Raw genomic sequence first — 23,871 nt, forward strand, 5'->3', positions numbered from 1 at the left:
GCGGGCGTGGATTTTCCCTGTTCCGCTCATCGGCGAAAGCGGACACAACCGATTCTACTTGCCATATCGTCCGCCCATACCCGTCATGGGCAACCAACCCGCAGGACGTGGGCTATTCCGTTGTGATAACGCCTCGCGCGACATTTGAGAGGCTGCTTCGCGAGCGAGCCATTCCCGCTCGAGCTTGGGACCGGCCGCGCTCACCGCGACGCGACGCGAAGCGGCCGCAGCTAGCGGACCCTTTACAGGTTGGTCGTGGAAAATCCAGGGATTGGCTTGCTTGCGTTGGGCACGCAGGTCTTTGGGAATAGGTTTTCTTCACGGTTGAGGAAATTTCACTATGACGATAGGGTTGCCTTTAGACAAAGAGAAGGCGGCGGTGGAAAACCCATGAAATCCAAGCGTGAAGCGGCAGGGCAACCGGAACAGGCGCAGGGCGAACGCGCTCCCTTTTCTCAGGATCCGCACGCCGTTCGGGAACCGAAGGAAAACAACCTCGAAATGGCGATCGGCCACGAGGTGCGCGCTTATCGGAAGAAGCTCGGCATCACGGTGACGGACCTGGCCGCGGCAACCGGAATCTCGCTCGGCATGCTCTCGAAAATCGAAAACGGCAATATCTCGCCGTCGCTGACGACACTGCAATCGCTGTCCCGCGCCCTGGGCGTGCCGCTCACCGCCTTCTTCCGCCGTTATGAGGAGCCCCACGACGCCGTCTTCGTCAAGGCAGGGCAGGGCGTCGAACTCGAACGCCGAGGCACGCGCGCCGGCCATCAGTATAATCTGCTTGGCCATATCGACAACAACTCGAGCGGCGTCATCGTAGAACCTTACCTCATCACGCTGACTGCCGATTCCGACGTGTTCCCGACCTTTCAGCATGAGGGAATGGAGTTCCTCTACATGCTGGAAGGCGAAGTAGTCTATCGCCACGGCGATCAGCTCTTTCCGATGCAGCCAGGCGACAGCCTGTTCTTCGACGCCGACGCACCGCATGGCCCGGAAGTGTTGGTGAAACTGCCGAGCAAATACCTGTCGATCATTAGCTATCCACAGCGCGGCAAGAATGGATAACTTGCCTTAAAAGAAAGAAATATTCTTTTGGGTTGAAATCCCAAGATAGACCTGATAGCCATTTTTGCAGACGCGAAATGGAGGGTCTGGTCATGTGCGGAATTGTGGGTCTCTTCCTGAAAGATAAAAGCCTCGAACCTCAGCTCGGAGCGCTCCTGTCATCCATGCTAGTGACCATGACGGACCGTGGGCCGGACAGTGCAGGCATCGCAATCTATGGCAACGGCAATGGCGACAAGGCGAAGATCACAATCCAGTCCGCCGATCCGATGAGGGATTTCGGTGGCCTCGAAGCGGAGCTCATGAGCGCGCTCGAGAGCTATCTTTCGATCGAGATCAAGAGCACACATGCGATTGTCACCCTGCCAAAGGATCGGCTCGACGAAGGCCGAACGGCAATTGCCGAACTTCGCCCCGACGTTCGCATAATGAGCAGCGGCGACACGATCGAGATCTATAAGGAAGTCGGCCTGCCGAAGGACGTCATCTCGCGTTTCGGAGTCACCTCCATGTCCGGAACGCATGGTATCGGCCATACCCGCATGGCAACGGAATCGGCCGTTACAACGCTCGGCGCCCATCCGTTTTCAACGGGTGCTGACCAATGCCTGGTCCACAACGGTTCGCTTTCCAACCACAATAATCTTCGCCGTGAACTCGTGCGTGAGGGCATGACCTTCGGGACGCAGAACGATACCGAAGTCGCCGCCGCCTATCTGACGGCCGAGATGGCCAAGGGCAAGGACCTCGGCGAGGCGCTGACCGGTGCGCTCAGCGACCTCGACGGTTTCTTCACCTTCGTCGTCGGCACAAAGTCCGGCTTTGGCGTCGTTCGTGATCCTATCGCCTGCAAGCCAGCGGTCATGGCTGAAACCGATCAGTATGTCGCTTTCGGCTCCGAATATCGGGCGCTCGTAAATCTGCCGGGCATCGAGAATGCCCGCATCTGGGAACCCGAACCGGCCACCGTCTATTTTTGGGATCACGAAAAGGCCGCCTAATCCAGTCTTGGCGCAATCGAGAGAGTTCTTTCATGCCAGTTTTCGACCTTTCCGTCACGCCACTGCGTGAACTCAACAGTGCGCTCCACGGCCTTGTGGCGGGCGCCAACGATACCGCCTTCGAGGTTGTCAATCCGCGCGGCCATCACGCTGTGGCCGTCGGTATCGACGCTCCCGTCACGGTCGATGTCAAAGGATCTGTGGGCTACTATTGCGCCGGCATGAACGACGGCGGCAAAGTTACCGTCCTTGGCTCGGCTGGCCCCGGTGTTGCCGAAAACATGATGTCGGGCACCGTCGTCATCGAAGGCGATGCGAGCCAGTATGCAGGGGCGACCGGACGCGGTGGACTCTTGGTGATCAAGGGCAACGCAGCCTCGCGCTGCGGCATCTCGATGAAGGGCATCGATATCGTCGTGCACGGCAGTGTTGGCCATATGTCTGCCTTCATGGGGCAGTCCGGCCATCTGGTTGTGCTCGGGGACGCCGGCGACGCTCTTGGCGACAGCCTGTACGAAGCAAAGCTTTTCGTGCGTGGCTCGGTCAAAAGCCTCGGCGCCGACTGCATCGAAAAGGAGATGCGGCCGGAGCATCTCGAAAAGCTTTCTGTGCTCCTCGACAAGGCAGGCGTCAGTGGCGTCAGGCCAGAAGAATTCAAGCGGTACGGTTCAGCGCGCAAGCTCTACAACTTCAACATCGACAACGCCGACGCGTACTGAGGCGAAGGAAACATCATGAGCTATCACAATCCTTTTACGCCACCGCGCAAGTCTGCGACCTTTGACGATTACACGCTGGCCGAAATCCGCCGCGCAGCGGCAACCGGCATCTACGACATCCGCGGCGCCGGCACGAAACGCAAGGTACCGCATTTCGATGACCTTCTTTTTCTCGGTGCCTCAATCTCGCGCTATCCGCTCGAAGGCTATCGCGAGAAGTGCGATACGTCGGTCGTTCTCGGCAGCCGCTTTGCCCGCAAGCCAATCGTCCTGAAGACACCGATTACCATTGCTGGCATGAGCTTCGGAGCATTGTCGGGCAATGCAAAGGAAGCACTCGGACGCGGCGCCACGCTTGCAGGCACGTCGACGACGACCGGTGACGGCGGCATGACCGACGAGGAACGCGGTCATTCCCAGACGCTTGTCTATCAGTACCTTCCGTCGCGCTACGGCATGAATCCGAAAGATCTGCGTCGGGCAGATGCGATTGAAGTGGTGGTTGGCCAGGGTGCAAAACCCGGGGGCGGCGGCATGCTGCTCGGCCAGAAGATCTCCGATCGGGTGGCGAACATGCGCAACCTGCCGAAGGGCATCGATCAGCGCTCGGCCTGCCGCCATCCGGACTGGACCGGACCTGACGACCTCGAAATCAAGATCATGGAGCTGCGCGAAATCACCGATTGGGAGAAGCCGATCTACGTCAAGGTTGGCGGCGCGCGCCCTTACTACGACACCGCGTTAGCGGTAAAAGCTGGCGCCGACGTTGTGGTGCTCGACGGCATGCAGGGCGGCACGGCTGCGACCCAGGACGTGTTCATTGAAAACGTTGGCATGCCGACGCTTGCCTGCATCCGCCCGGCCGTTCAGGCGCTGCAGGATCTCGGTATGCATCGCAAGGTACAGTTGATCATCTCTGGCGGCATTCGTTCCGGGGCAGACGTGGCAAAGGCGCTCGCGCTCGGCGCCGACGCTGTTGCGATCGGCACGGCGGCGCTGGTGGCGATCGGCGACAACGATCCTCGCTGGGAAGACGAGTACCAGAAGCTCGGCACGACCGCCGGTGCCTACGACGACTGGCACGAAGGCAAGGATCCGGCTGGCATCACCACCCAGGATCCCGAGCTCGCCGGGCGCCTCGATCCGATCGCAGCTGGTCGACGCCTGGCCAACTTCCTGAAGGTCATGACGCTCGAAGCACAGACGATCGCGCGCGCCTGCGGAAAGAACCACCTTCACAATCTGGAGCCGGAAGATCTGTGCGCGCTGACGATGGAAGCAGCCGCCATGGCACAGATTCCGCTGGCCGGCACAAGCTGGTACCCAGGGAAGGGGGGGTACTAATTCTCCGACCGGGCCGAAGAGCCCGGCGGCTGCATGCATAAATCGAAGTGTCTCGAAGAAATCCAAAGGGGAACGAGAATGACACTGGACCTTGCTGCTTTTGCCAAAGACAAAGGCATCAAATACTTCATGATCAGTTATACCGATCTTTTCTCCGGCCAGCGGGCCAAGCTGGTGCCTGCCCAGGCGATTGCCGGCATGCAGGAAGAGGGCGCGGGCTTCGCCGGTTTTGCCACCTGGCTCGACATGACGCCCGCGCATCCCGATCTTTTCGCCGTGCCGGATGCATCATCCGTTATCCAGCTCCCATGGAAGAAGGAGGTTGCTTGGGTTGCGGCTGATTGCATGATGGAAGGCGAGTTGGTCGCCCAGGCGCCGCGCAACGTGCTGAAGAAACTCGTCAAGGAAGCAGAAACGGAAGGCAAGCGGGTAAAGACCGGCGTCGAAGCCGAGTTCTTCCTGATCACAGCCGATGGCTCGAAGATTTCAGACGAATACGATACTGCCGAAAAGCCCTGCTACGATCAGCAGGCCGTCATGCGCCGCTACGACGTCATCGCCGAGATCTGCGACTATATGCTGGAACTCGGCTGGGGTGCTTATCAGAACGACCACGAGGACGCCAACGGCCAGTTCGAAATGAACTGGGAGTTCGACGATGCCTTGAAGACCGCAGACAAGCACTCCTTCTTCAAGTTCATGGTCAAGTCGATCGCCGAGAAGCACGGGCTGCGCGCCACCTTCATGCCGAAGCCCTTCAAGGGGCTGACCGGAAATGGCTGCCATTGCCATATCTCGGTGTGGAGCAATGACGGCAAGACCAACGTCTTTGCCGACAGGGAAGCGGAATTCGGCCTCTCGGCGCAAGGTCGGCACTTCCTCGGTGGCATCATGAAGCACGCCTCGTCACTGGCTGCGATCACCAATCCGACGGTTAATTCCTACAAACGCATCAACGCGCCGCGCACGACATCGGGCGCCACTTGGTCGCCGAACACGGTGACCTGGACCGGTAACAACCGGACGCATATGGTCCGCGTGCCCGGTCCCGGCCGCTTCGAACTGCGCCTGCCTGACGGTGCGGTCAATCCCTATCTGCTGCAGGCGATCATCATCGCCGCCGGCCTCGATGGCTTGCGCAGCAGGGCCGATCCCGGCCCGCATCACGACATCGACATGTATGCGCAGGGCCATCTGGTGAAGGATGCGCCGCGCCTGCCGCTCAATCTGCTTGATGCGCTGCGTGCCTATGATGAGGACGAGGGCTTGAAGGAGGCGATCGGCTCCGAGTTTTCAGCTGCCTACCTGAAGCTCAAGCACCAGGAATGGAACGCCTACTGCTCGCATTTCACGCAGTGGGAGCGCGACAGCACGCTCGATATCTGAGCGCGGAGCGGACGATTGCCTGAATAAGCTCATGTGCCGGATTGCCACGCTCCGGCGCGGGCGCGGCTTTTTGGCCTTGGACGGCGAAGGAAGATCAGCATGAAGAACTATGTACTGACTGTGACGTGCAAATCGACGCGCGGGATCGTTGCGGCGATATCGAACTATCTCGCTGAACAGGGCTGCAACATCGTCGACTCCAGCCAGTTCGACGACCTCGACACAGGCATGTTCTTCATGCGCGTCTCCTTCATCTCCGAGGAGGGGGTGGGCGAGGCAGTACTGGCGGAAGGCTTCAGGCCGATCGCGGCCAAGTTTAAGATGGACGCCGAGATCCATGATGCCAAGAAGCGCATGAAGGTGCTCCTGATGGTCTCGCGCTTCGGCCATTGCCTCAACGACCTGCTCTACCGCTGGAAGATCGGGGCATTGCCGATCGACATCGTCGGCGTCGTCTCCAACCATTTCGATTACCAGAAGGTGGTGGTCAACCACGACATCCCCTTCCACCACATCAAGGTGACGAAGGAGAACAAGCCACAGGCCGAAGCACAGTTGCTGGAGCTCGTCGAGCAGACCGGTACCGAACTGATCGTGCTCGCCCGCTACATGCAGGTGCTGTCGGATGCGCTCTGCAAGAAGATGTCGGGTCGGATCATCAACATCCATCATTCCTTCCTGCCAAGCTTCAAGGGGGCTAATCCCTACAAGCAGGCCTATGAGCGCGGCGTGAAGCTGATCGGGGCGACGGCGCACTATGTCACAGCCGATCTGGACGAGGGGCCGATCATCGAGCAGGACACGGCGCGCATCACCCATGCGCAGTCGGCCGACGATTACGTGTCGATCGGCCGCGATGTGGAAAGCCAGGTGCTGGCCCGTGCCATTCACGCGCATATCCATTACCGTACCTTCCTCAACGGCAACCGCACCATCGTCTTCCCGGCAAGCCCGGGAAGCTACGCATCCGAGCGGATGGGGTGAGTGATGGCCCTCGCGACAGTAATCGACGGGAAGAGTGCAGCGACTTCAGTGATCGAGGCGGTGAAGATTGCGGCGGCAGGGCTCGAGAAGGAGACCGGCGTGAGGACTGGGCTTGCGGTCGTCATTGTCGGCGACGATCCGGCCAGCCACACCTATGTCGGTGCCAAGGGCCGCATGGCCAAGGAATGCGGCTTCAACTCCATCCAGCAAACGCTGCCGGCCGAGACGACGCAGAACGAGCTGGCAAAGCTGGTGGCCTCGCTGAATGAGGATGCCGCCATTCATGGCATCCTGGTGCAACTGCCGCTGCCGACGCATTTGAATGCCGATGCGATCATCCAGTCGATCCGGCCGGACAAGGATGTCGACGGCCTGCATGTCGTCAATGCGGGCAAGCTTGCGACCGGCGATCTGACGAGCGGCCTGATCTCGTGTACGCCGGCCGGCGCGATGCTTCTGGTGCGCTCCATCCACGGCGACGACCTGTCGGGCCTGGATGCCGTTGTCATCGGCCGCTCCAACTTGTTTGGCAAGCCGATGGCGCAATTGCTGCTTGCCGCCAATGCGACGGTGACGACCGCGCATTCGAAGACGAAGGACCTGCCTGCGGTGGCGTGCGGCGCCGATATCCTGGTGGCGGCCGTCGGCCGGCCGGAGATGGTGAAAGCGGATTGGCTCAAGCCGGGCGTAACGGTGATCGACGTCGGCATCAACCGCATTCATGCACCGGAGCGGGGCAAGGGCAAGAGCCGGCTGGTCGGCGATGTCGCCTATCTGGAAGCCGCAGATGTCGCCGGCGCCATCACGCCGGTTCCGGGCGGCGTCGGGCCGATGACAATCGCCATGTTGATGGCCAATACCGTCATTGCCGCCCATCGTGCCGCGGGAAAACAACCGCCGAGATTTTGAGCGAAATGCCAACAGAGCGATGACAAAAAACCATTCGGATCGGCTTGCCAAGGCGTGAAAGACGATTATAGTCAGGAAATAAATATTCCGTAGAAGAAAATGAGGGAACGAGAATGGCATTATCATGGCGTTTCTCCGCCTTGGCGGACCGGCACCGTGCTCTCGGATCGAAACTTGAGGACTGGAGCGGCATGGGAACCGCCTGGACCTATGACAAGGACATGTCGGAAGAGCATGTCGCCATCCGCACCAAGGCCGGTATCATGGATGTTTCCGGCCTCAAGAAAGTGCATCTGGTCGGCCCCCACGCTATTGCCGTGCTTGACTATATCACCACCCGCGACATGACGAAGATCTATCCCGGCCGCTCCGTCTATGCCGCAATGCTGAACGATCGCGGCTACTTCACCGACGACTGCATCGTTTACCGCACCGGGCCAAATTCCTGGATGCTGGTCCATGGCTCAGGCTCCGGCCACGAGGAGCTCGTCAAGCAGGCGGCGGGGCGCAACTGCGCCGTCCTCTTCGACGATGACCTGCATGATCTCTCACTCCAGGGACCTCTGGCAGTTGATTACCTTGCCAAATATGTGCCCGGCATCCGTGACCTCAAATATTTCCATCACATCCAGACGACGCTGTTCGGGGCCCCCGTGATGATTTCCCGCACCGGCTATACCGGTGAGCGCGGTTACGAGATCTTCGTGCGCGGCCAGGACGCCCCCATGGTCTGGGACCGCATCGTCACGGAAGGCAAGGAGATGGGGATCATCCCCTGCTGCTTCAGCGTTCTCGACATGTTGCGTGTCGAAAGCTATCTGCTCTTTTATCCCTACGATAATTCGCAGATGTATCCCTTCGCCGATCAACCGCCCGGCGACAGTCTCTGGGAACTCGGCCTCGATTTCACCGTCAGCCCCGGCAAGACCGGCTTCAGAGGCGCCGAGGAACATGCCCGCCTCAAGGGCAAGGAGCGCTTCAAGATTTTCGGCATGCTCATCGATGCCGAGGGACCGGCCGACCTCGGCGACGAGGTGTTTGCTGATGACAGACAAGTGGGTGTCATCACCTGCCCGTGCTATTCGGCGCTGACGAAAAAATCCATGGCGATCGCCCGCCTCGACGTCGACAAGGCGGTTCAGGGCACGAAGCTCGAAGTGCGCGGCAAGAGCCTCAAAGCGAGCGCGGTTGCCCATACGCTACCGTTCGACGACCCGGAAAAGAAGAAGAGGACGGCTATCGGTTAGGAGGCGCTCATGCTTGTCGAAGGCATCAAGAGCCGACCGGTCTATAAGGGCCTCTCCATCCAGCCGCACGCCCGGCGGCACATCTTTGCGCTAGAAGGCGAGGGGGCCGATGCTCTCCTCACCCAGATGACCGCGCTCGACGAGATGATCCTCTCGCGCAGCGAAATCCTCTATGTCGCGCGCGGCTCGCAGGCCAAGGGCCATGACGAGACCCTGCGCAGGCTTAGCGCCGACATGTTCTTCACCGCGCCGACGATCGCAACGCTACTCTTCCGCCTGAAACGGTCGCTTTCGACCGCCCATATGGGCACGCGGCTTTATATCGCCGGCACCGAGGGTTTCATCGGCCAGGCGATGATAGTGGCGCTGGACTGCGGCATGGATCATGCCTCGATCATCACGGAGCATCGCGGCTCCCTGGCGCGCCGTGTTCAATGCGTTCATTGCAAGGGCATCACCGAGGATGTCAGCCATAGTCCGTTTGTCTGCAGCCATTGCGGGCTTCCGCTTCTGGTGCGCGATCATTATTCGCGCCGCCTCGGCGCCTTTCAGGGCGTCAATATCGATGCGGAAGAACCCGGCAGCGCAGCTGATCCGGAGGAGTTGTTCCTGTGAGCGGTGGTACAGAAATTCCGGTCCGCGTTGCGAGGGTGACGCCGGTCGCCGATCGTATCAAGCGCTTCCGCTTCGAACGGCTGGACGGCAAGCCGATGCCTTACTTTTCCGGCGGCGCCCATGTGATCGTCTCGATGAACGATGAGGGGCATGTCCGACGCAATGCTTATTCACTGATCTCGCCGCCGCATGACTGTTCGGCCTATGAGATCAGCGTGCTGCGTGTCGAGGCGTCTCGCGGTGGTTCGGCTTTCATGCATGAAAAAGTGATCGAAGGCGACGAACTCAGGGTCAGCTATCCGGTCAATCTCTTCCAGCCGGACTGGCGCGGCCGCAAGCATCTATTGATTGCTGGCGGTATCGGCATCACGCCCTTCATTGCGATGATGGAGCAGTTTTCGCGCGATGGCACCAATTTCGAGCTGCATTATGCCGTGCGCTCCCTGGATCGCGGTGCCTATTGCCGGGACCTTGTTGAGCGGTATGGCGCGCAGCGGGTCAGGATTTATTGTGACGCCGACCGCAACTTTATCCCCGTTGCCCGGCTCCTCGAGACCCAGCCGCTCGGCACGCATCTCTATGTCTGCGGGCCAGCCGGCATGATCGACGGCGTGCTGCGAGCGGGCCATGAGGCCGGCTGGCCGAAGCAGAACCTGCATTCCGAACGCTTCCTGTCCTCGCAACCCGGCAAACCCTTCTCGATCGAGCTCACCCGCTCCGGCAAGACAGTCCATGTCGGCCATCACGAGAGCATGCTGGAAGCGATCGAGGCGGCGGGCGTCGATGCCCCCTTCCTCTGCCGTGGCGGCGCCTGCGGACAATGCGAGACTGGTGTTGCCGTCTGCGATGGCAAGCTTTTGCACCAAGACGTCTATCTGACTGACGAAGAAAAGGCTTCCGGCCGCAAGGTGATGATCTGTGTTTCCCGCTTCGAGGGAAACACCTTGCATCTCGACCTCTAGGCACCGGGCCGAACCAGGAGAACGGACATGGCAATCTCCTTCAAGCAGGAAACGTTCCGGGACGATTTCAGCTATCGCAACAGCCCGGAGAACATTCGGCGCTTCCCATTCCCCTTCGATCGCGACGACTACATGTATTCCGTCAACATGGAACCGCATGTGAAGGGGCAGGCGGGCACGGTCTATGAAAGCCTGATCGACGTCGATGAACATTACATCGCGGAGATGCGTGATCGGGCGCTGGTGCTGAAGGAGGATCCGCTACGCTACCAGGCGCTGCCGCACATGATGTCGGCACAATGGGATACGCTGGAACTCTTGATGGAGGAACAGGCCGCCGGTTATCCCGAGCATTTTACGCTCATCAAGAACGGTGACCAGTGGCGATGGATCAATCGCCCGCTCGGCATCGATGATACCTTCACCTTCGGCGACCGCTCGACGCTGCCCTATGAGCCCTTTGAATACATCACCCGTCAGGCCCAGGGCGACTTCTGCATCGTCGACCAGCGCGATGGCAACCTCTGGATGGATGCCGGCATGGTCACGACCCAGGCCGACTGGTCGCTCGATTTCGACATCGGCATGAATTTCATGGAATGGCACGGACCGGTGCCACTCGCCCATCAGATCGGCGTCTTCGACCGTGCGCTGAAGTTCCTCCTGAACCTGCAGCAGGGCAAGCCGACGCGACGCTTCAACTGGACGATGACCATCAATCCGCGCCTCGACACCAGCCCGGAAAACTATCCGAAATGGGGTCCGGACCGAACGACGGTGACGCCGGAAAATGTCGGCGAGAAGGTGCATCTTCGTGTCGAACTGCAGAGCCTCTGGCGCCTGCCGCGCTCGAATGCAATCCTGTTCGTCATCCGCTGCTATCTGATGAACATGAGCGAGCTCGTCACTGTCCCGAAATGGGCGCGACGGTTTCCGCGGGTGTTGGCCACGCTGCCGCCGGAACTCATCGACTACAAGGGGCTGACACGGTTCCGCGAAACCACAATCGACTGGCTTTCAAAATACGACGACGGGGCCTCGACCAGCCCCGGCTTCTTCCCGGATTGACGCTGGAACGACGCGCCAGACGGACCACACTCGACAAGAATTTCGATATAATCGAGAGGGGAATGCTTCATGACAAGAGTTGCCGTTATCGGCGCCGGTCCTTCGGGACTGGCCCAGTTGCGAGCCTTCCAATCGGCGGCGAAAAAAGGCGCCGCGATTCCGGAAGTCGTCTGCTACGAAAAGCAGTCCGATTGGGGCGGACTTTGGAATTACACCTGGCGCACCGGCCTGGACGAATATGGCGAACCGGTCCATGGCAGCATGTATCGATATCTTTGGTCGAACGGCCCGAAGGAATGCCTGGAATTCGCCGATTATTCGTTCGAGGAGCATTTCGGCAAGCCGATTGCCTCCTATCCGCCGCGCGCCGTGCTCTGGGACTATATCAAGGGTCGCGTCGAGAAGGCGGATGTGCGCAAGTGGGTGCGGTTCAGCACACCGGTGCGCATGGTCCGCTTCGATGAGGAGACGAAGAAGTTCACCGTGACGGCGCATGACCGCGCCCAAGACCGGATGTATGACGAGGAGTTCGATTATGTCGTGGTCGCGAGCGGCCATTTTTCGACGCCGAACGTCCCCTATTTCGAGGGCGTGAAGACCTTCAACGGCCGCGTGCTGCATGCCCACGACTTCCGCGATGCGCTGGAGTTCAAGGGCAAGGACATCCTCATCGTCGGCCGCAGCTATTCGGCCGAGGACATCGGGTCGCAATGCTGGAAATACGGTGCCAAATCAGTCACCACGAGCTATCGCTCGAAGCCGATGGGCTTCAAATGGCCCGGAAATTTCGAGGAGCGGCCGTTGCTGACGCGGCTTGAGAACAAGACGGCCTATTTCCTCGACGGCTCATCCAAGGATGTCGACGCGCTGATCCTTTGCACCGGTTATCAGCATCATTTTCCCTTCCTGCCCGATGAATTGCGCCTGAAGACAGCCAACCGGCTCTGGGCCGATCACCTCTATAAGGGCGTGATCTTCGACAAGAATCCGCGGCTCTTCTACATCGGCATGCAGGACCAATTCTACACTTTCAACATGTTTGATGTGCAGGCCTGGTGGGCGCGCGACGTGATGATGGGCCGCATCGAGCTGCCAAAGGAAGAGGAACTGAAGGCGAATTTCGACATGTGGCGCGCCCGCGAGGAAACGCTGGAAGATGCCGAGCAGATGATCTGGTATCAGGGCGACTATGTGAAGGAATTGCTTGCCGAAACCGACTATCCGAGCTTCGACATCGAAGGCACGAACAGGACCTTCATGGAATGGGAGCATCACAAGGCGGAGAACATCATGGGCTTTCGCGACCACGCCTATCGCTCGCTGATGACGGGTAACATATCGCCGAAACATCATACGCCCTGGGTCGATGCGCTTGACGATTCCATGGAGGAATATCTGCGCAATTAATGTCCACACGCATGTTGTGTAACCGGCAAGGGGCGTGTGCCCCTTTGCCGGCATGTTTGAGACGAGACGAAGCAATTTGATCCGCAATTCCTTTTTCTTCGGGCATGGTCTTCATGGATTTTCAAGCAAGCGTTCTCGGCCGCATGAGCGGCTTTCTCTATCGCTGCCGCGCCGATGAGAACTATACGATGCTGGAGATGACCGACGGCATCGAACGTGTCTTCGGCTATCGTGCCGATGAGATCATCGGCAATCGGACACGGACCTTCACCTCGATCATGTGCGAGGAGGATGTGCCGCTCATGGACCAGGTTGTCGGCAAGGCGCTGGAAAGCCGCACAGATTGGACGATGGAATATCGCGTCCGCCACGCCGACGGACACTTCATCTGGGTAACGGAGACCGGCGGCGGCGTATGGGATGAGGCAGGAGACCTGCTCTATCTCGAAGGCAGCATCATCAACATCGAGTCGCTCTACCAGCGCATAGACGAGCAGACGGCCGACATGCGGATCACCGCGTCGAAGACCAGCGAAATCCTGCAGTCCCTACGCTACCTGAAGCTGCTTGCGGTCAATGCCGGTATCGAGGCAGCAAGAGCCGGAACGGCAGGGTCCGGCTTTGCCGTGCTCGCAGCGGAGATGCGCTCTCTCGCCAACTCTTCGGAGGAGGCCGCGCGGGCGATCTCGAACGCTCAGCGCAAGGCGGAGTAAGCAATAACCTACGAACGCGGCCGCGTCTTCTGGGGATCGTAGTGCGACAGCGGCACGATAACAACTGGCAGGCGCTTCTGGTGGCCGTCAAGCTTGCCGATCTCGACCCTGTTGCCGACGCCCGCATGCTGGACGTCGATGCGGGCAAGCGCGATCGTCTTGCCGAGGATCGGTGAACGTGTCGCACTGGTGACCACCCCGACTTGCGCGCGGCCGATATGAATGCTGTCGCCATGCCCGACGGCTTCGTTGGCCTCGATGTCGAGCCCGACCATCACGTGGCGCGGATTTTCCTTACGCCTTATCAGCGCTTCGCGGCCGATGAAATCGTCCTGCTTGGACTTCAATGGTACGGTGAAGCCGATACCGGCCTCGAAGGGATCGGTCTGGTCGGTGAACTCGTGATGGGCAAAGATCAGTCCTGCCTCGATGCGCACCATGTCCAGTGCCTCCAGCCCCATCGGCTTCAGGCCATATGGTTCACCGGCCTTCCAGACGGCGTCGAAGACGGCGACTGCGTCCTTCGGATGACAGAAGATTTCATAGCCGAGTTCGCCGGTATAGCCGGTGCGTGACACGACGACTGGCGCTCCTTCGAAATGGCCGATGCGGCCGACGGCGAAGCGGAACCATTCAAGTTCGCCAATCGTCGGCTGACGCGGCGCCGTCCAGATGATGTCCTTCAGGATATCGCGGCTCTTCGGCCCTTGCAGCGCGATATTGTGCATCTGGTCCGTGGATGAGCGGACCCACGCCTTGAAGCCTTTCTTCTCCGCCTGCTCGCGAAGCCAGATGCCGCTATAGTCATCACCGCCGATCCAGCGGAAATTCTTGTCGCCGAGGCGGAAAAGCGTGCCGTCATCGATCATGCCACCATTTTCGTAGCACATGGCGGAATAGACGACCTGGCCGGTCGATAGCTTGCGGACGTCGCGTGTCAAGCAATATTGCAGCAGGTCCTCCGCATCCGGCCCCGTCACCTCGAATTTGCGCAGCGGCGAGAGGTCGATGACGACCGCCCTTTCGCGACAGGCCCAGTATTCCTCGACCGGTCCCTCTGAGGAGAAGCGGTTTGGCAGCCAGTAGCCGCGATATTCGCTGTAATCGCGCGTCAGCGCGGAGAGGCGAGGGTGGAACGCGGTCTCCCGCGTCAGTTCGGCGTCAGCGTCAGGGGTCATGCGATAGGCTACCGCTCGTGTGAATTTCTCTTTGCCGGAAAAGGTGCGGACATGGATGTCAGTCGGGTCCCAGCCATTGGCCGCGTCGATATCGTCCGGACAGGAGGAGGAGACGCAGACGAGATCGGTCAGCGCCCGCATCAGCACATAGTCTCCCGGTCGTGACCAGGGTTCGTCGAGATAGAGCTGATTATTGTGGTCGATATTGGTGTTGTAGAAGTAGTTGAGCGCTTCCCAGCCCTTGCGGCCGGCAATGCCGTAGGGCGCTAGCGCCGCGTTGAAATTGTCCGTGCAGTTGATGTGGCCCGGATAGCCCATGTCGTCGTAATAGCGTGAATTGCAGGCGGTTGCGAAGGCGTCGTGGCGCCCGACCGTATCCTGCACGATCTCCACCAGCGGCTCGAAGTCGCGATCGAAGGCTTTCGAGGGCAGGCCGGGCGAGGGATAGCTCCGGCCAAGCAGGGTACGGGTGACGGTGGAATCGAGCGCGAGATCGAGTCCCTTATCCACCTTGCGGGCGGCAAAGGCCTGGAAATCCGTGCACTGCCGCCCATAGACATCGATGATCTGGATGAATTCGCCGGCCCGAACGAAATAGGCCGAAGCGGTGGCCGCCTTGATACGGATATCCTCGATCGGATCGGCCAAAGGCTCGGGCAAGGCCGAGGCATAGTCGCGCAGGATCGTCGCGCGCCGGATCCTGATTTCCACCGGCGTTGCCGTATCCTGTGCCTCTGGCGACATGGCTGCGCCAGGCGCGCAGGCGATCAGCAGGCCTTTTGATGCGATGGTGAATTCCGTGGTGCTGCCGGGCGGTGATGCTTCGCCAAAGATGCGCAGAGCGCCGGCCAGGGCGAGATCCGCGCCGCGCCGCTGCAATGCCGCGCCCACGCGCGAAGCGCTTTCCTCTTTCGAGGACAGGACGGATTTCAATCCTTCGGCGGTACAGGTGAAGGCAATACCCAGTCCGGCGGATTGAAAGCGGCCCTTCTCGTCGAGGAAAGAGAGCTCGCAGGCCTGGCCGCCTTCGCAGTCGATCAACGTGACCCGATCGCCTGCCTCGACACGAACGACTAACGTTCCGCCGCCCTTGCAACGATAGCGTTCGGTATCTGTCTGCAGCGCCGGAATGCCCGGATAACGGACGATGCTCGCCGAAACAGGCCGTATTCCGGCGATCGGCGGATGGAGTTCTCGCATGTGGCCCTCTCGGGAAAACGAGGTGCGTTACGGCACCGGAATCATGCTGACAAAATGCCATCGGAAAGTAAAGGGATATTGACTAGAAAGAAAATATCTTCACTATGCATAAAGGGTTTGTATTTGGAAATCCGCGCACAGACGCGGCTCGCGAAAACATCCAGCAAGCCTGAAATGCCATGGGAGGCACGTTCAGGGAGACGTACGAGAGATACGTCCGGAACAAAATTGGGGAACTTCATCGATGACTGATATTGTGGACGCCGGCGTTTCCGCTGGCATCGAAGGCAAGCTTATACGCGCGCTCGACTGGAAGGGTGCGTTCTGGGTGGCTGCGGGCGTGCCGCCGCTCGTTCTTTTCTCCATCGGCGGCATCGCCGGCACAACGGGCAAGCTCGCCTTCGCCGTGTGGATCATCTCGATGATCATGGGATTTCTGCAATCTTTCACCTACGCGGAAATCGCTGGTATGTTCGCCAACAAGTCCGGCGGCGCCTCCGTCTACGGCGCGACTGCCTGGCTTCGCTATTCGAAGTTCATCGCGCCGCTCTCGGTCTGGTGCAATTGGTTCGCTTGGTCGCCGGTGCTGTCGCTGGGTTGCGCCATCGCAGCCGGCTATATTCTCAATGCCTTTTTCCCGATCCCGGCGGCGGATTCGCAGGCCGTCATCACCTGGATCAGCGCGCATGCCACGTCCATAGCGGCCGATAGCCCCCGTGTTGCCGAATATATTGCGGCTCACGCCGGCACGTCGCCGCAGGACGCCATCAGCGCGTTGCTCAGCGCCGATGGCGTTGCTGCGCTGACACCAGCCATCCGCAACTGGTCTCTCGTCAGCTTCAATATTCCATTCCTCGCGACCGCCAACATCAACGCCACCTTCTTCATCGGCGGTATCCTGATGCTGATCATCTTCGCGATCCAGCATCGCGGCATTTCCGAGACGGCAAGCGTACAGAAATGGCTCGCGATCATCGTTCTCGTGCCGTTGCTGATCATCGGTGTCTATCCGATCGTCAGTGGCCAGATCGTTGCCTCCAACGTCACCGGCCTCGTGCCGCCGACAGCCGCCTATGCCGGCACCGATGGTACCTGGAGCAATGGTGGCTGGACGCTCTTCCTCGGCGGCCTCTATATCGCTGCCTGGTCGACCTATGGTTTTGAGACCGCCGTCTGCTATACGCGCGAGCTCAAGAATCCGAAGACCGACACGTTCAAGGCGATTTTCTATTCCGGTCTTGCCTGCTGCATATTCTTCTTCCTCGTGCCGTTCGCCTTCCAGGGCGTGCTGGGCCATGCCGGCATGTTGGCGCCTGGCATCGTCGATGGCACCGGTGTCGGCGAAGCGCTCGGTGGCCTGATCGGTGCCGGCAGGATCGTCACGCAGATGCTCGTCATCCTGATGATCCTGGCGCTGTTCCTCGCGATCATGACCGCCATGGCCGGTTCGTCACGCACGCTCTATCAGGGCTCGAAGGACGGATGGCTGCCGAAATATCTCGACCACGTGAACGAAAATGGCGCACCGACCAGGGCAATGTGGACGGACTTCGCCTTTAACCTCGCGCTTCTCGCCATTGCATCTGACACCAGCGGCTATTTCTTCGTGCTCGCCGTCTCCAACGTCGGTTACATCATCTTCAACTTCCTCAATCTCAATTCCGGCTGGATCCACCGCATCGATTCCGGCCATATCGAGCGTCCGTGGAAGGCGCCCGCCTGGCTCATCGGCCTCAACACCGTTCTCGCTTTCGTCAATGCGCTGTTCCTCGGTGCCGGTGCCAAGGTCTGGGGTTACGCGAACGCGCTCTGGATCGGCTTCGCTTTCGCCGCGTTGATCCTGCCGGTTTTCGCCTACAGGCACTATGTGCGCGACGGCGGCAAGTTTCCAGCCGGGGCGATGGAGGATCTCGGCCTGGTCGGACTGGATCTAGGTGTGAAGAAGGCGGGTATTCTGCCGTATCTGGCGCTTGCCGGCGGCCTCGCCATTGTGCTGATCGCTAATTGGATTTTCCAACTGCCAGGATAGCGCAAGGCGGAGGCAAAACCGATATTTTCCCGTCACTTAATTTATCCTCGGCAGTTGCGCATCTCGTAGATGCCGGGACCGGGGAGGATGGGGATCTTACGCGAATGGTTGCCGGGGATGACCTCCCCGGTGCCGGTGTGGGCAATGATCTGGTCAAGCATTGCTGTCATAGGTTTTATCGGCAAGCGTCGTTTGGCGCATCCACGCACCTCTTGTCGTTGGCAGGCCGGATCGCGCTCCAGCCCGCATTTGCTTTAATTTCCCTCAGAGCACCGAAACAACAGCCTTGGCGAGGTCGTCGAGCCGGTCTTCCCTGAGGCCCGCGACGTTGAAGCGGGAATCGCCGACCATGTAGATGCCGAACTCGTCTCGCAGGCGGTCGACCTGCGCTTCGGTCAGGCCGAGGCGCGAGAACATGCCGCGGTGGTCGGCGATGAAGTCGAAGCGCGAGGAGTTGGACTGGCGACGGAGCGCCTCGGCAAAGCCTTTACGCAGGTTGAGCATGCGAAGCCGCATGGCCTCGAGTTCAGACTTCCAGTCGGCGCGCAGTGCATCGTCCTCGAGGATGATGCGGACGGCGGCGGCGGCATGGTCCGGCGGCATGGAATACAGAACGCGGGTCGTGGCGAGCGCCTGGCTGCCGGCGATCTTTACGCCTTCTGCGTCCTTGCCCATCAGGATGACGGCGCCGACGCGGTCGCGGTAGACCGAAAAGTTTTTCGAGCAGGATGTGGCGACAGCCATTTCCGGCACCTTGCTCGCGAGCAGGCGAACGGCGGCGGCGTCTTCCTCCAGACCATCGCCGAAGCCCTGATAGGCAAGATCGACGAAGGGGAAGAGGTCGCGTTCGACGAGAAGATCCACGACCGGAGCCCACTGCTGGATCGTCAGATTGGCGCCGGTCGGGTTGTGGCAGCAGCCATGCAGCAGAATGATGTCACCGGCCTTCGCCTGCTTCAATCCCTCTAGCATCGCATCGGCCTTCACCGTGCCGCTTGCGGGATCGAAATAGGGATAGGTCGCGGTTTTGAACCCTGCAGCCTTCAGGATCGGCACATGGTTCGGCCAGGTCGGATTGGAGAGCCAGATGGTGGCGTCAGGCCGGGCCTTTGAGAGCAGGTCGGCGATCGTGCGCAGCGCGCCCGAGCCGCCCGCCGTCTGGCAGGCGAACATGCGCGACAGATCGGCCCTCTCGCCAAAGACCAGCTGCAGCATAGCCTTGTTGAAACCTTCATCGCCTGCCATGCCGACATAGGTCTTTGTCGTCTGGCTTTCATAAAGGCGTTTCTCGGCCTCGCGCACGGCTCGCATGATGACGGTCGCGCCCTGCGAATTCTTGTAGACGCCGACGCCGAGATCCATTTTCGTCGGCCGCGCGTCGTTCTTGTACAGAATCGAGAGGCTGAGGATCTTGTCCGGCGGGGCGAGGTCAAGGGTTTCGAACATGGCTTTTCCTTTGGATTGAGGTCAAATGCGGAGCTGCTTCAGCGTCCCACATTGGCGGAATCAATGTTCCAATTCGCTTTGCGATCCGGCGCGGATTGCAGCAAGCACCTTCTTTTGAAGCGCAACGAATTCTGACGAGGCGATCATATCCTGGCTGCGTGGGCGGGCGAGGCCGACATGGAAGGTCGCGTTGATGCGTCCTGGATTGATGCTCATCGCCACGATACGGTCGGATAGATAGACGGCTTCTTCGACATCGTGGGTGACAAAGAGAACGGTCAGCCGATGCTCTTCCCAGATTTGGGTCAGGAGCTCCTGCATCTGGTGACGGGTCAGAGCGTCGAGCGCGCCAAACGGCTCATCCATCAACAGCATTTTTGGGCGATAGGATAGGGCACGCGCGATGGCGACACGCTGTTTCATCCCGCCCGACAGTTGAGATGGAAATGCATCGGCGAACTTGGTGAGCTTTACCAGTTCAATGTGATGACGGGCGACATCCCGGCACTCAGCTGTCGGTAGTCCGGCCGCCTGCAGGGCAAATTCCACATTCTGTTGTGCAGTCAGCCACGGCAGCAGTGTGTAGGATTGGAAGACAACGCCGCGATCGAGCCCCGGGCCGACGATCGGCGCACCGTCCGTCAGAAGAACGCCATTGTCGAAGCCCTGAAGTCCGGCGACGATAGACAGCAGCGTACTCTTGCCGCAACCGGATGCGCCGACCAGGGAGACGAACTCGTTGTCGGCGAGTTCCAGGTCGATACTGCTGAGGGCATGAACGCGGTTCTTCCTGCCACCATACCACTTGTCGAGACCCTCAATCTTAAGTTTGGATTCGCTCATCTCAATGCCTCGAAGCGTAACGGAAGAAGACACGCTCGAGGGCCTTCATGCTCTGGTCTGTGATCAGACCGAGCAAGCCAAGGAGCAAGATGTAACCAATGATCGTCTGCGTCTGGAAATATCGCTGAGAGACGACGATGCGATAGCCGAGGCCGGATGTCGCCGCGACAAGTTCTGCCAGCACAAGCCAGGTCCAGGCCCAACCAAGGCTGATGCGCAGCGTGTCCCAGATGCCGGGGAGGGCGGACGGCAGGACGATGCGGCGCAGGATCTTGGTCTCCGACATGCCGAGCGTGCGGCCTAGTCCGACGAAGTCGGTTGGCACACGCTTGACGCTGTCCATGACCATCAGCACCTGCTGGAAGAAGGTTCCGATAAAGATGATAACGAACTTTTGGATATCGCTTGTTCCGGCCCACAGAATGGTCAGCGGAACAAAGGCGACGACTGGCATATAGCGGACGAAGTCCACGAAGGGCTCGATGGCCGCTTCCCAGGTCTTGAAACAGCCGATCAAGATCCCGATCGGGATCGCCAGGGCCGATGCAATAAGAAAACCGACGAGCATGCGATAGATGCTGATCCCCGCATCGGTCCACAGCGTGCCATCCATCGCCAGTTCTACCATCTTTACCCACACCGCTCCCGGCGAGGGCAGGAAAATCGGTTTCACCCAACCGGTGACGGTAGCAACCCACCACACGGCGAAGAGCAGGGCAAAAACAGCAACCGCAATCAGGAAAAACGACTGACCGCTGATCGGATCCCCGATCCGAAAGGCACTGGGTGGTCTACCGACGCCCGCGCGCGATTGCGCGCGGGGCCTTTCCTTCGTTGTCGACGACAATTCTGAGCTAGACATTACGGTCCCGTTGGTGGCCAGAGGTCACTTGTTCGCTGCATCGACAAACGATGTGTCGATCATGCTGTCGGCGGAAACGTCCTGGGTCACGAGGCCGGCTGTTTTGGCCGCCTTCAGAACGTCGGCGAAGGTCTTGGTCTTGAAGTCACCGGCAAAGGCCTTGGCTGCTTCAGCAGAGGTATAGTATTGGACACCGTCGAAGGCCGTTTTCAGATCATCCGGGGAGGCGCCCACGGCCTTCGAGATGATGGCGCGGTCCTCCTCGGTATTGACCTTGTAGTCGGCCAGAGCCGCATCCCAGGCTTTGATCATGGCCAGAACCTGCCCAGGCTTCTGCTTCAGCACCTCCTCGCGAACGACGAGGACGTCCGAGACAAGGCCCGGATCCTTGCCGGCTTCAAAAAGCAGCTTGATATTCTTGTCCTGGGCCAGCGCCGTTGAAATGTAAGGCTCGTAGGTGACAGCGACGGGAACACGGCCTGCAATCAATGCCGTTCCGGCATCAGCTGCGGGCATTGGCACACGGACGATATCGTTGATCGTCATGCCGTTGCTTGCAAGCGCGTAGTTCAGCAGGATGTCGCTTGTCGTGCCTTCCTCGAAGGCGATGTTCTTACCCTTGAGGTCAGCGACGCTCTTGATGTCGCTTCCGGCAAGGATTGCGTCCGCCTTCAGGCTGAAATCGAGAAGTGAGACGATCTTCACCGGCAGGCCGGCGGCGACCATGCCCATGGCCGTGTGCGTGGCGATATTGGCAGCGTCGAGCTGACCGCTGGCAAGTGCTGCGTTGATGTCTTTGTCTTCGCTGAAGTTGACAAGCTCGACATCCTCAAGGCCGGCTTTCTTGAACAGGTCTTTGCTGGCGGCGACGTGCCACTGACCGTAACCGAGCCATGGCTCGATGCCGATCTTGAAGGTGCCCGGCTCCGGTTTGGATGGGATTTGATCCTGAGCGCCGGCCTGCCCGGTAGCGAGGACGCCAACAATCCCGAGCGCGATCGCTGCGCGGGAAAACTGCTTGCTGATGGATTTGTAGTTCATTGGGAACCCCTCTTTTGATGATTTCATGGATCACATAGCTTGCATTTTCTGAAGCTTTACGCCCAACCATGAAGGTCGTGGTGGGCGGGTATCGCGTGTGGGTGCTTATTTCCTTTCACCGGCGTTAGTGGTCACTGTTTGAATATAAGGTGCGAGCCACGTTCCTTTAGGTCGGCGATCGAGCTCACATCCATCAAAGCCAAGGTAATCGAGAACACGCGACGCAATGTCTCGATCGCACGGTCGACGCGGGCCTGGCCTGCAGCTGCAAGAGCGTAAGCATAGGCTCGACCCCAGGAGACCGACCAGTCCCAGCATAAAGGGAAGAGAATGTCGTCGTCCGAGGTATTCGGTCGACAGATCAGGCTCGGCATAGTCGACGAGAACGTGCTGACGCAGCCGCAAAAGTGAGAAATCGTCCTTGTTTCGACGATAGATTTCCTCCGCAAAGGAGCCACCGTCGATGTAATCGAAGAAGAGCTTAGGCAATCGCCGGCGAGCGGCCGGCCGGAGGTCATCGATATTGACGATCGTCACAATCTACCCCTCCGGATCTATCGTTGCGAGGAAGCGGGTTACCAGGTCCGCGCCATCGTCAGGCTCCGAGCCTACCATCATAGCCACAGAAAGACCGATCAGGGAGGATGTCGGATTGTGGCTTGTAGCACCGGCCCGCAGGTTCATGACGAGTGTCGGGCAGAGGAAAAGCCCGAGTCGGACGACCTCTCGCCAGTCGGAGGGAAGCATGTCCCGCTGCTTGAGGGCTACAAGCAACGGCTTCCACATTGCCTCGGCCTTCGTTTCCAGAAGCGCGGCTCGAACCGGGCTTAGTGTCCAGTCGAAACCCGCAAAGAGACGGCCGTTCTCGTATTTGGCTGTCGCGTTGAATTTCTGTTCGGCAAGAGCCGGATCATAGAGCCAGTAGGGATGGGCAAGGATATTGTGGAAGGTCGTCTTCACCTCTGCAAGAAGCGTCGGCATGTGCTCGCCGGCAAAGGCCGGATCAAAGAATGACAGGCTCGCGCGCCCTTCCTGCCGTTCGAACCAGACATTAGCGTTATGGGCATCGCCATGTGCCGTCACCCCGCCACCGTCTGCCAGGCGGACAGGGTTCAGTCTTTCATGAGCGGCGTCGAACAGCTCCCCAAGCGTGTTGCGGTATTCGATGCCATTGATGACAAAGCGGGCTTTCGAGAGCGCATCCCAGAAAAGCGTGACGCCGGGAAATTCAAACGCCTTACCGACATAAAAGCTCGCCAGCCGACCACCGGGGTACGTCCCGTTGGGCGCAGTGACCAGCCGGTCGTAGAACAGCCGGTGGACCGGCTCCTTTGCGACCTGCTCAAGCGTGACCGGATGCAGCGTCTTCAGGTAGACGGACAGGACGGCCTCATTGAGCCGGCGCTCCGCATCCACGGCCTCGCTTGCCATTTCCTTATCATGAAGCTCGTCGAGCGCGCGCAGAACATCAGAAAAGCGCGGATCCGTCCTGCGTCTGTAGACGAGGATCTGTTCGCCCGGAAGAGTCGACATCATGATCGGCTGGTCTACCGGCAGGCCGGCTTTGGCAAGGATATCGGCGCGATAGTACTCGCCGCTCATCTCCTCCTCATTTTCCTCCTGATGGAATTTGAAGAAGTACGGCTTTCCGTCGGCCTCAAAGAAGCCATTCAGCGAATTGAGGCTGTATTGGTCGTGGTTGATCGCTAGATCACGTGCTTCGATCCCAAACAGATCTCGCAACAGGTCGGCAAGAAGAGCTTCGGCACTGCCGTCGCGCTTGTTGGCTTTTTCCCGGATGGCTGCGGTCCGACTGTTGGGCTGCCCCATGATCTCTCACTCC

At 59.6% G+C, this 23,871-nt stretch carries 22 protein-coding genes and 1 pseudogene; 14 read left to right on the forward strand and 9 right to left on the reverse strand.

Features of this window, described 5'->3' with window-relative positions; all coding sequences use genetic code 11:
- Positions 1-390: 390 nt before the first annotated feature.
- The 13 genes from ACSQ9D_RS31960 (at position 391) to ACSQ9D_RS32020 (ending at position 13,429) form a co-directional block, all read left to right on the forward strand.
- Positions 391-1,074: a helix-turn-helix domain-containing protein gene (locus tag ACSQ9D_RS31960; RefSeq protein WP_037124651.1), complete on the forward strand. Its 684-nt coding sequence runs from the start codon at positions 391-393 to the stop codon at positions 1,072-1,074.
- Between the two features lie 92 nt (positions 1,075-1,166).
- A complete protein-coding gene (locus ACSQ9D_RS31965; RefSeq protein WP_436285774.1) occupies positions 1,167-2,075 on the forward strand; it encodes a class II glutamine amidotransferase in 909 nt (302 codons plus the stop codon).
- A gap of 32 nt (positions 2,076-2,107) precedes the next feature.
- Entirely contained in the window at positions 2,108-2,794 is a 687-nt protein-coding gene (locus tag ACSQ9D_RS31970; protein WP_436285775.1) for a protein GlxC, read from the forward strand.
- A gap of 15 nt (positions 2,795-2,809) precedes the next feature.
- Positions 2,810-4,138, forward strand: coding sequence for an FMN-binding glutamate synthase family protein (locus ACSQ9D_RS31975; RefSeq protein WP_037124647.1), 1,329 nt, complete (start codon positions 2,810-2,812; stop codon positions 4,136-4,138).
- A 78-nt stretch (positions 4,139-4,216) separates the two neighbouring features.
- A complete protein-coding gene (gene glnT / locus ACSQ9D_RS31980; protein WP_436285776.1) occupies positions 4,217-5,524 on the forward strand; it encodes a type III glutamate--ammonia ligase in 1,308 nt (435 codons plus the stop codon).
- Between the two features lie 99 nt (positions 5,525-5,623).
- Complete coding sequence (gene purU / locus ACSQ9D_RS31985; RefSeq protein WP_436285777.1) at positions 5,624-6,508, forward strand: formyltetrahydrofolate deformylase; 885 nt, start codon at positions 5,624-5,626, stop codon at positions 6,506-6,508.
- 3 nt (positions 6,509-6,511) lie between these two features.
- On the forward strand, positions 6,512-7,417 hold the full coding sequence (folD, locus tag ACSQ9D_RS31990) for a bifunctional methylenetetrahydrofolate dehydrogenase/methenyltetrahydrofolate cyclohydrolase FolD (RefSeq protein ID WP_436285778.1): 906 nt from the start codon (positions 6,512-6,514) through the stop codon (positions 7,415-7,417).
- A 113-nt stretch (positions 7,418-7,530) separates the two neighbouring features.
- Positions 7,531-8,664: an aminomethyltransferase family protein gene (locus ACSQ9D_RS31995; RefSeq protein WP_436285779.1), complete on the forward strand. Its 1,134-nt coding sequence runs from the start codon at positions 7,531-7,533 to the stop codon at positions 8,662-8,664.
- Positions 8,665-8,673: 9 nt separating this feature from the next.
- Positions 8,674-9,279 (forward strand): dimethylamine monooxygenase subunit DmmA family protein, encoded by a 606-nt coding sequence (locus ACSQ9D_RS32000; protein WP_436285780.1) that lies wholly within the window; start codon positions 8,674-8,676, stop codon positions 9,277-9,279.
- Positions 9,276-10,241 carry a PDR/VanB family oxidoreductase gene (locus ACSQ9D_RS32005; protein WP_436285781.1) on the forward strand — a complete coding sequence of 322 codons (966 nt, stop codon included), beginning with the start codon at positions 9,276-9,278 and terminating at the stop codon, positions 10,239-10,241. Before ACSQ9D_RS32000 ends, ACSQ9D_RS32005 begins: the two co-directional genes overlap by 4 nt.
- A 27-nt stretch (positions 10,242-10,268) precedes the next feature.
- On the forward strand, positions 10,269-11,309 hold the full coding sequence (locus ACSQ9D_RS32010) for a heme-dependent oxidative N-demethylase family protein (protein ID WP_436285782.1): 1,041 nt from the start codon (positions 10,269-10,271) through the stop codon (positions 11,307-11,309).
- Between the two features lie 69 nt (positions 11,310-11,378).
- Complete coding sequence (locus ACSQ9D_RS32015; RefSeq protein ID WP_436285783.1) at positions 11,379-12,716, forward strand: NAD(P)-binding domain-containing protein; 1,338 nt, start codon at positions 11,379-11,381, stop codon at positions 12,714-12,716.
- Between the two features lie 113 nt (positions 12,717-12,829).
- Positions 12,830-13,429, forward strand: a complete 600-nt coding sequence (locus ACSQ9D_RS32020; protein WP_037124728.1) for a methyl-accepting chemotaxis protein — start codon at positions 12,830-12,832, stop codon at positions 13,427-13,429.
- Between the two features lie 8 nt (positions 13,430-13,437).
- On the opposite strand, the gene ACSQ9D_RS32025 is transcribed toward ACSQ9D_RS32020, so the two are convergent.
- Positions 13,438-15,807: a DUF1989 domain-containing protein gene (locus tag ACSQ9D_RS32025; protein ID WP_436285784.1), complete on the reverse strand. Its 2,370-nt coding sequence runs from the start codon at positions 15,805-15,807 to the stop codon at positions 13,438-13,440.
- A 244-nt stretch (positions 15,808-16,051) separates the two neighbouring features.
- On the opposite strand from ACSQ9D_RS32025, the gene ACSQ9D_RS32030 reads away from it, so the two are divergent.
- Positions 16,052-17,836, forward strand: a complete 1,785-nt coding sequence (locus ACSQ9D_RS32030) for an APC family permease (RefSeq protein ID WP_436285785.1) — start codon at positions 16,052-16,054, stop codon at positions 17,834-17,836.
- 41 nt (positions 17,837-17,877) lie between these two features.
- On the opposite strand, the gene ACSQ9D_RS32035 is transcribed toward ACSQ9D_RS32030, so the two are convergent.
- The 8 genes and pseudogenes from ACSQ9D_RS32035 to ACSQ9D_RS32070 form a co-directional block, all read right to left on the reverse strand.
- The gene (locus ACSQ9D_RS32035; RefSeq protein WP_436285786.1) at positions 17,878-18,006 is read right to left on the reverse strand and encodes a hypothetical protein; all 129 of its coding nucleotides are present in this window, start codon (positions 18,004-18,006) and stop codon (positions 17,878-17,880) included.
- A gap of 94 nt (positions 18,007-18,100) precedes the next feature.
- A complete protein-coding gene (locus tag ACSQ9D_RS32040; protein WP_436285787.1) occupies positions 18,101-19,282 on the reverse strand; it encodes an aromatic amino acid transaminase in 1,182 nt (393 codons plus the stop codon).
- Between the two features lie 60 nt (positions 19,283-19,342).
- A complete protein-coding gene (locus ACSQ9D_RS32045) occupies positions 19,343-20,125 on the reverse strand; it encodes an ABC transporter ATP-binding protein (protein WP_436285788.1) in 783 nt (260 codons plus the stop codon).
- 1 nt (position 20,126) lies between these two features.
- Entirely contained in the window at positions 20,127-20,987 is an 861-nt protein-coding gene (locus tag ACSQ9D_RS32050; protein WP_436285789.1) for an ABC transporter permease, read from the reverse strand.
- A 24-nt stretch (positions 20,988-21,011) separates the two neighbouring features.
- Positions 21,012-22,028, reverse strand: a complete 1,017-nt coding sequence (locus tag ACSQ9D_RS32055; protein ID WP_436285790.1) for an ABC transporter substrate-binding protein — start codon at positions 22,026-22,028, stop codon at positions 21,012-21,014.
- 131 nt (positions 22,029-22,159) lie between these two features.
- Positions 22,160-22,402, reverse strand: a complete 243-nt coding sequence (locus tag ACSQ9D_RS32060; RefSeq protein WP_436285973.1) for an alpha-hydroxy-acid oxidizing protein — start codon at positions 22,400-22,402, stop codon at positions 22,160-22,162.
- Positions 22,335-22,565 (reverse strand): annotated as a pseudogene (locus ACSQ9D_RS32065) (alpha-hydroxy-acid oxidizing protein); the annotation flags it as partial. The pseudogene ACSQ9D_RS32065 and the gene ACSQ9D_RS32060, both read right to left, overlap by 68 nt.
- Positions 22,566-22,568: 3 nt before the next feature.
- A complete protein-coding gene (locus ACSQ9D_RS32070; protein WP_436285791.1) occupies positions 22,569-23,858 on the reverse strand; it encodes a hypothetical protein in 1,290 nt (429 codons plus the stop codon).
- Positions 23,859-23,871 lie beyond the last annotated feature (13 nt).

It is taken from the genome of Rhizobium sp. LjRoot258 (assembly GCF_964254185.1).
GTDB lineage: Bacteria > Pseudomonadota > Alphaproteobacteria > Rhizobiales > Rhizobiaceae > Rhizobium.

Excerpts from the sequence above, each read along its gene's own strand:
- ACSQ9D_RS32020 (WP_037124728.1), top strand. The coding sequence starts at position 12,830 with ATGGATTTTCAAGCAAGCGTTCTCGGCCGCATGAGCGGCTTTCTCTAT.
- ACSQ9D_RS32045 (WP_436285788.1), bottom strand. The coding sequence starts at position 20,125 with ATGAGCGAATCCAAACTTAAGATTGAGGGTCTCGACAAGTGGTATGGT.
- ACSQ9D_RS32030 (WP_436285785.1), top strand. The coding sequence starts at position 16,052 with ATGACTGATATTGTGGACGCCGGCGTTTCCGCTGGCATCGAAGGCAAG.
- ACSQ9D_RS32050 (WP_436285789.1), bottom strand. The coding sequence starts at position 20,987 with ATGTCTAGCTCAGAATTGTCGTCGACAACGAAGGAAAGGCCCCGCGCG.
- ACSQ9D_RS31975 (WP_037124647.1), top strand. The coding sequence starts at position 2,810 with ATGAGCTATCACAATCCTTTTACGCCACCGCGCAAGTCTGCGACCTTT.
- ACSQ9D_RS32060 (WP_436285973.1), bottom strand. The coding sequence starts at position 22,402 with ATGCCGAGCCTGATCTGTCGACCGAATACCTCGGACGACGACATTCTC.
- ACSQ9D_RS32025 (WP_436285784.1), bottom strand. The coding sequence starts at position 15,807 with ATGCGAGAACTCCATCCGCCGATCGCCGGAATACGGCCTGTTTCGGCG.
- ACSQ9D_RS31970 (WP_436285775.1), top strand. The coding sequence starts at position 2,108 with ATGCCAGTTTTCGACCTTTCCGTCACGCCACTGCGTGAACTCAACAGT.
- ACSQ9D_RS31965 (WP_436285774.1), top strand. The coding sequence starts at position 1,167 with ATGTGCGGAATTGTGGGTCTCTTCCTGAAAGATAAAAGCCTCGAACCT.
- ACSQ9D_RS32015 (WP_436285783.1), top strand. The coding sequence starts at position 11,379 with ATGACAAGAGTTGCCGTTATCGGCGCCGGTCCTTCGGGACTGGCCCAG.
- ACSQ9D_RS32035 (WP_436285786.1), bottom strand. The coding sequence starts at position 18,006 with ATGACAGCAATGCTTGACCAGATCATTGCCCACACCGGCACCGGGGAG.
- ACSQ9D_RS32070 (WP_436285791.1), bottom strand. The coding sequence starts at position 23,858 with ATGGGGCAGCCCAACAGTCGGACCGCAGCCATCCGGGAAAAAGCCAAC.
- ACSQ9D_RS32055 (WP_436285790.1), bottom strand. The coding sequence starts at position 22,028 with ATGAACTACAAATCCATCAGCAAGCAGTTTTCCCGCGCAGCGATCGCG.
- folD (WP_436285778.1), top strand. The coding sequence starts at position 6,512 with ATGGCCCTCGCGACAGTAATCGACGGGAAGAGTGCAGCGACTTCAGTG.
- ACSQ9D_RS32000 (WP_436285780.1), top strand. The coding sequence starts at position 8,674 with ATGCTTGTCGAAGGCATCAAGAGCCGACCGGTCTATAAGGGCCTCTCC.
- ACSQ9D_RS31995 (WP_436285779.1), top strand. The coding sequence starts at position 7,531 with ATGGCATTATCATGGCGTTTCTCCGCCTTGGCGGACCGGCACCGTGCT.
- ACSQ9D_RS32010 (WP_436285782.1), top strand. The coding sequence starts at position 10,269 with ATGGCAATCTCCTTCAAGCAGGAAACGTTCCGGGACGATTTCAGCTAT.
- ACSQ9D_RS31960 (WP_037124651.1), top strand. The coding sequence starts at position 391 with ATGAAATCCAAGCGTGAAGCGGCAGGGCAACCGGAACAGGCGCAGGGC.
- glnT (WP_436285776.1), top strand. The coding sequence starts at position 4,217 with ATGACACTGGACCTTGCTGCTTTTGCCAAAGACAAAGGCATCAAATAC.
- ACSQ9D_RS32040 (WP_436285787.1), bottom strand. The coding sequence starts at position 19,282 with ATGTTCGAAACCCTTGACCTCGCCCCGCCGGACAAGATCCTCAGCCTC.
- purU (WP_436285777.1), top strand. The coding sequence starts at position 5,624 with ATGAAGAACTATGTACTGACTGTGACGTGCAAATCGACGCGCGGGATC.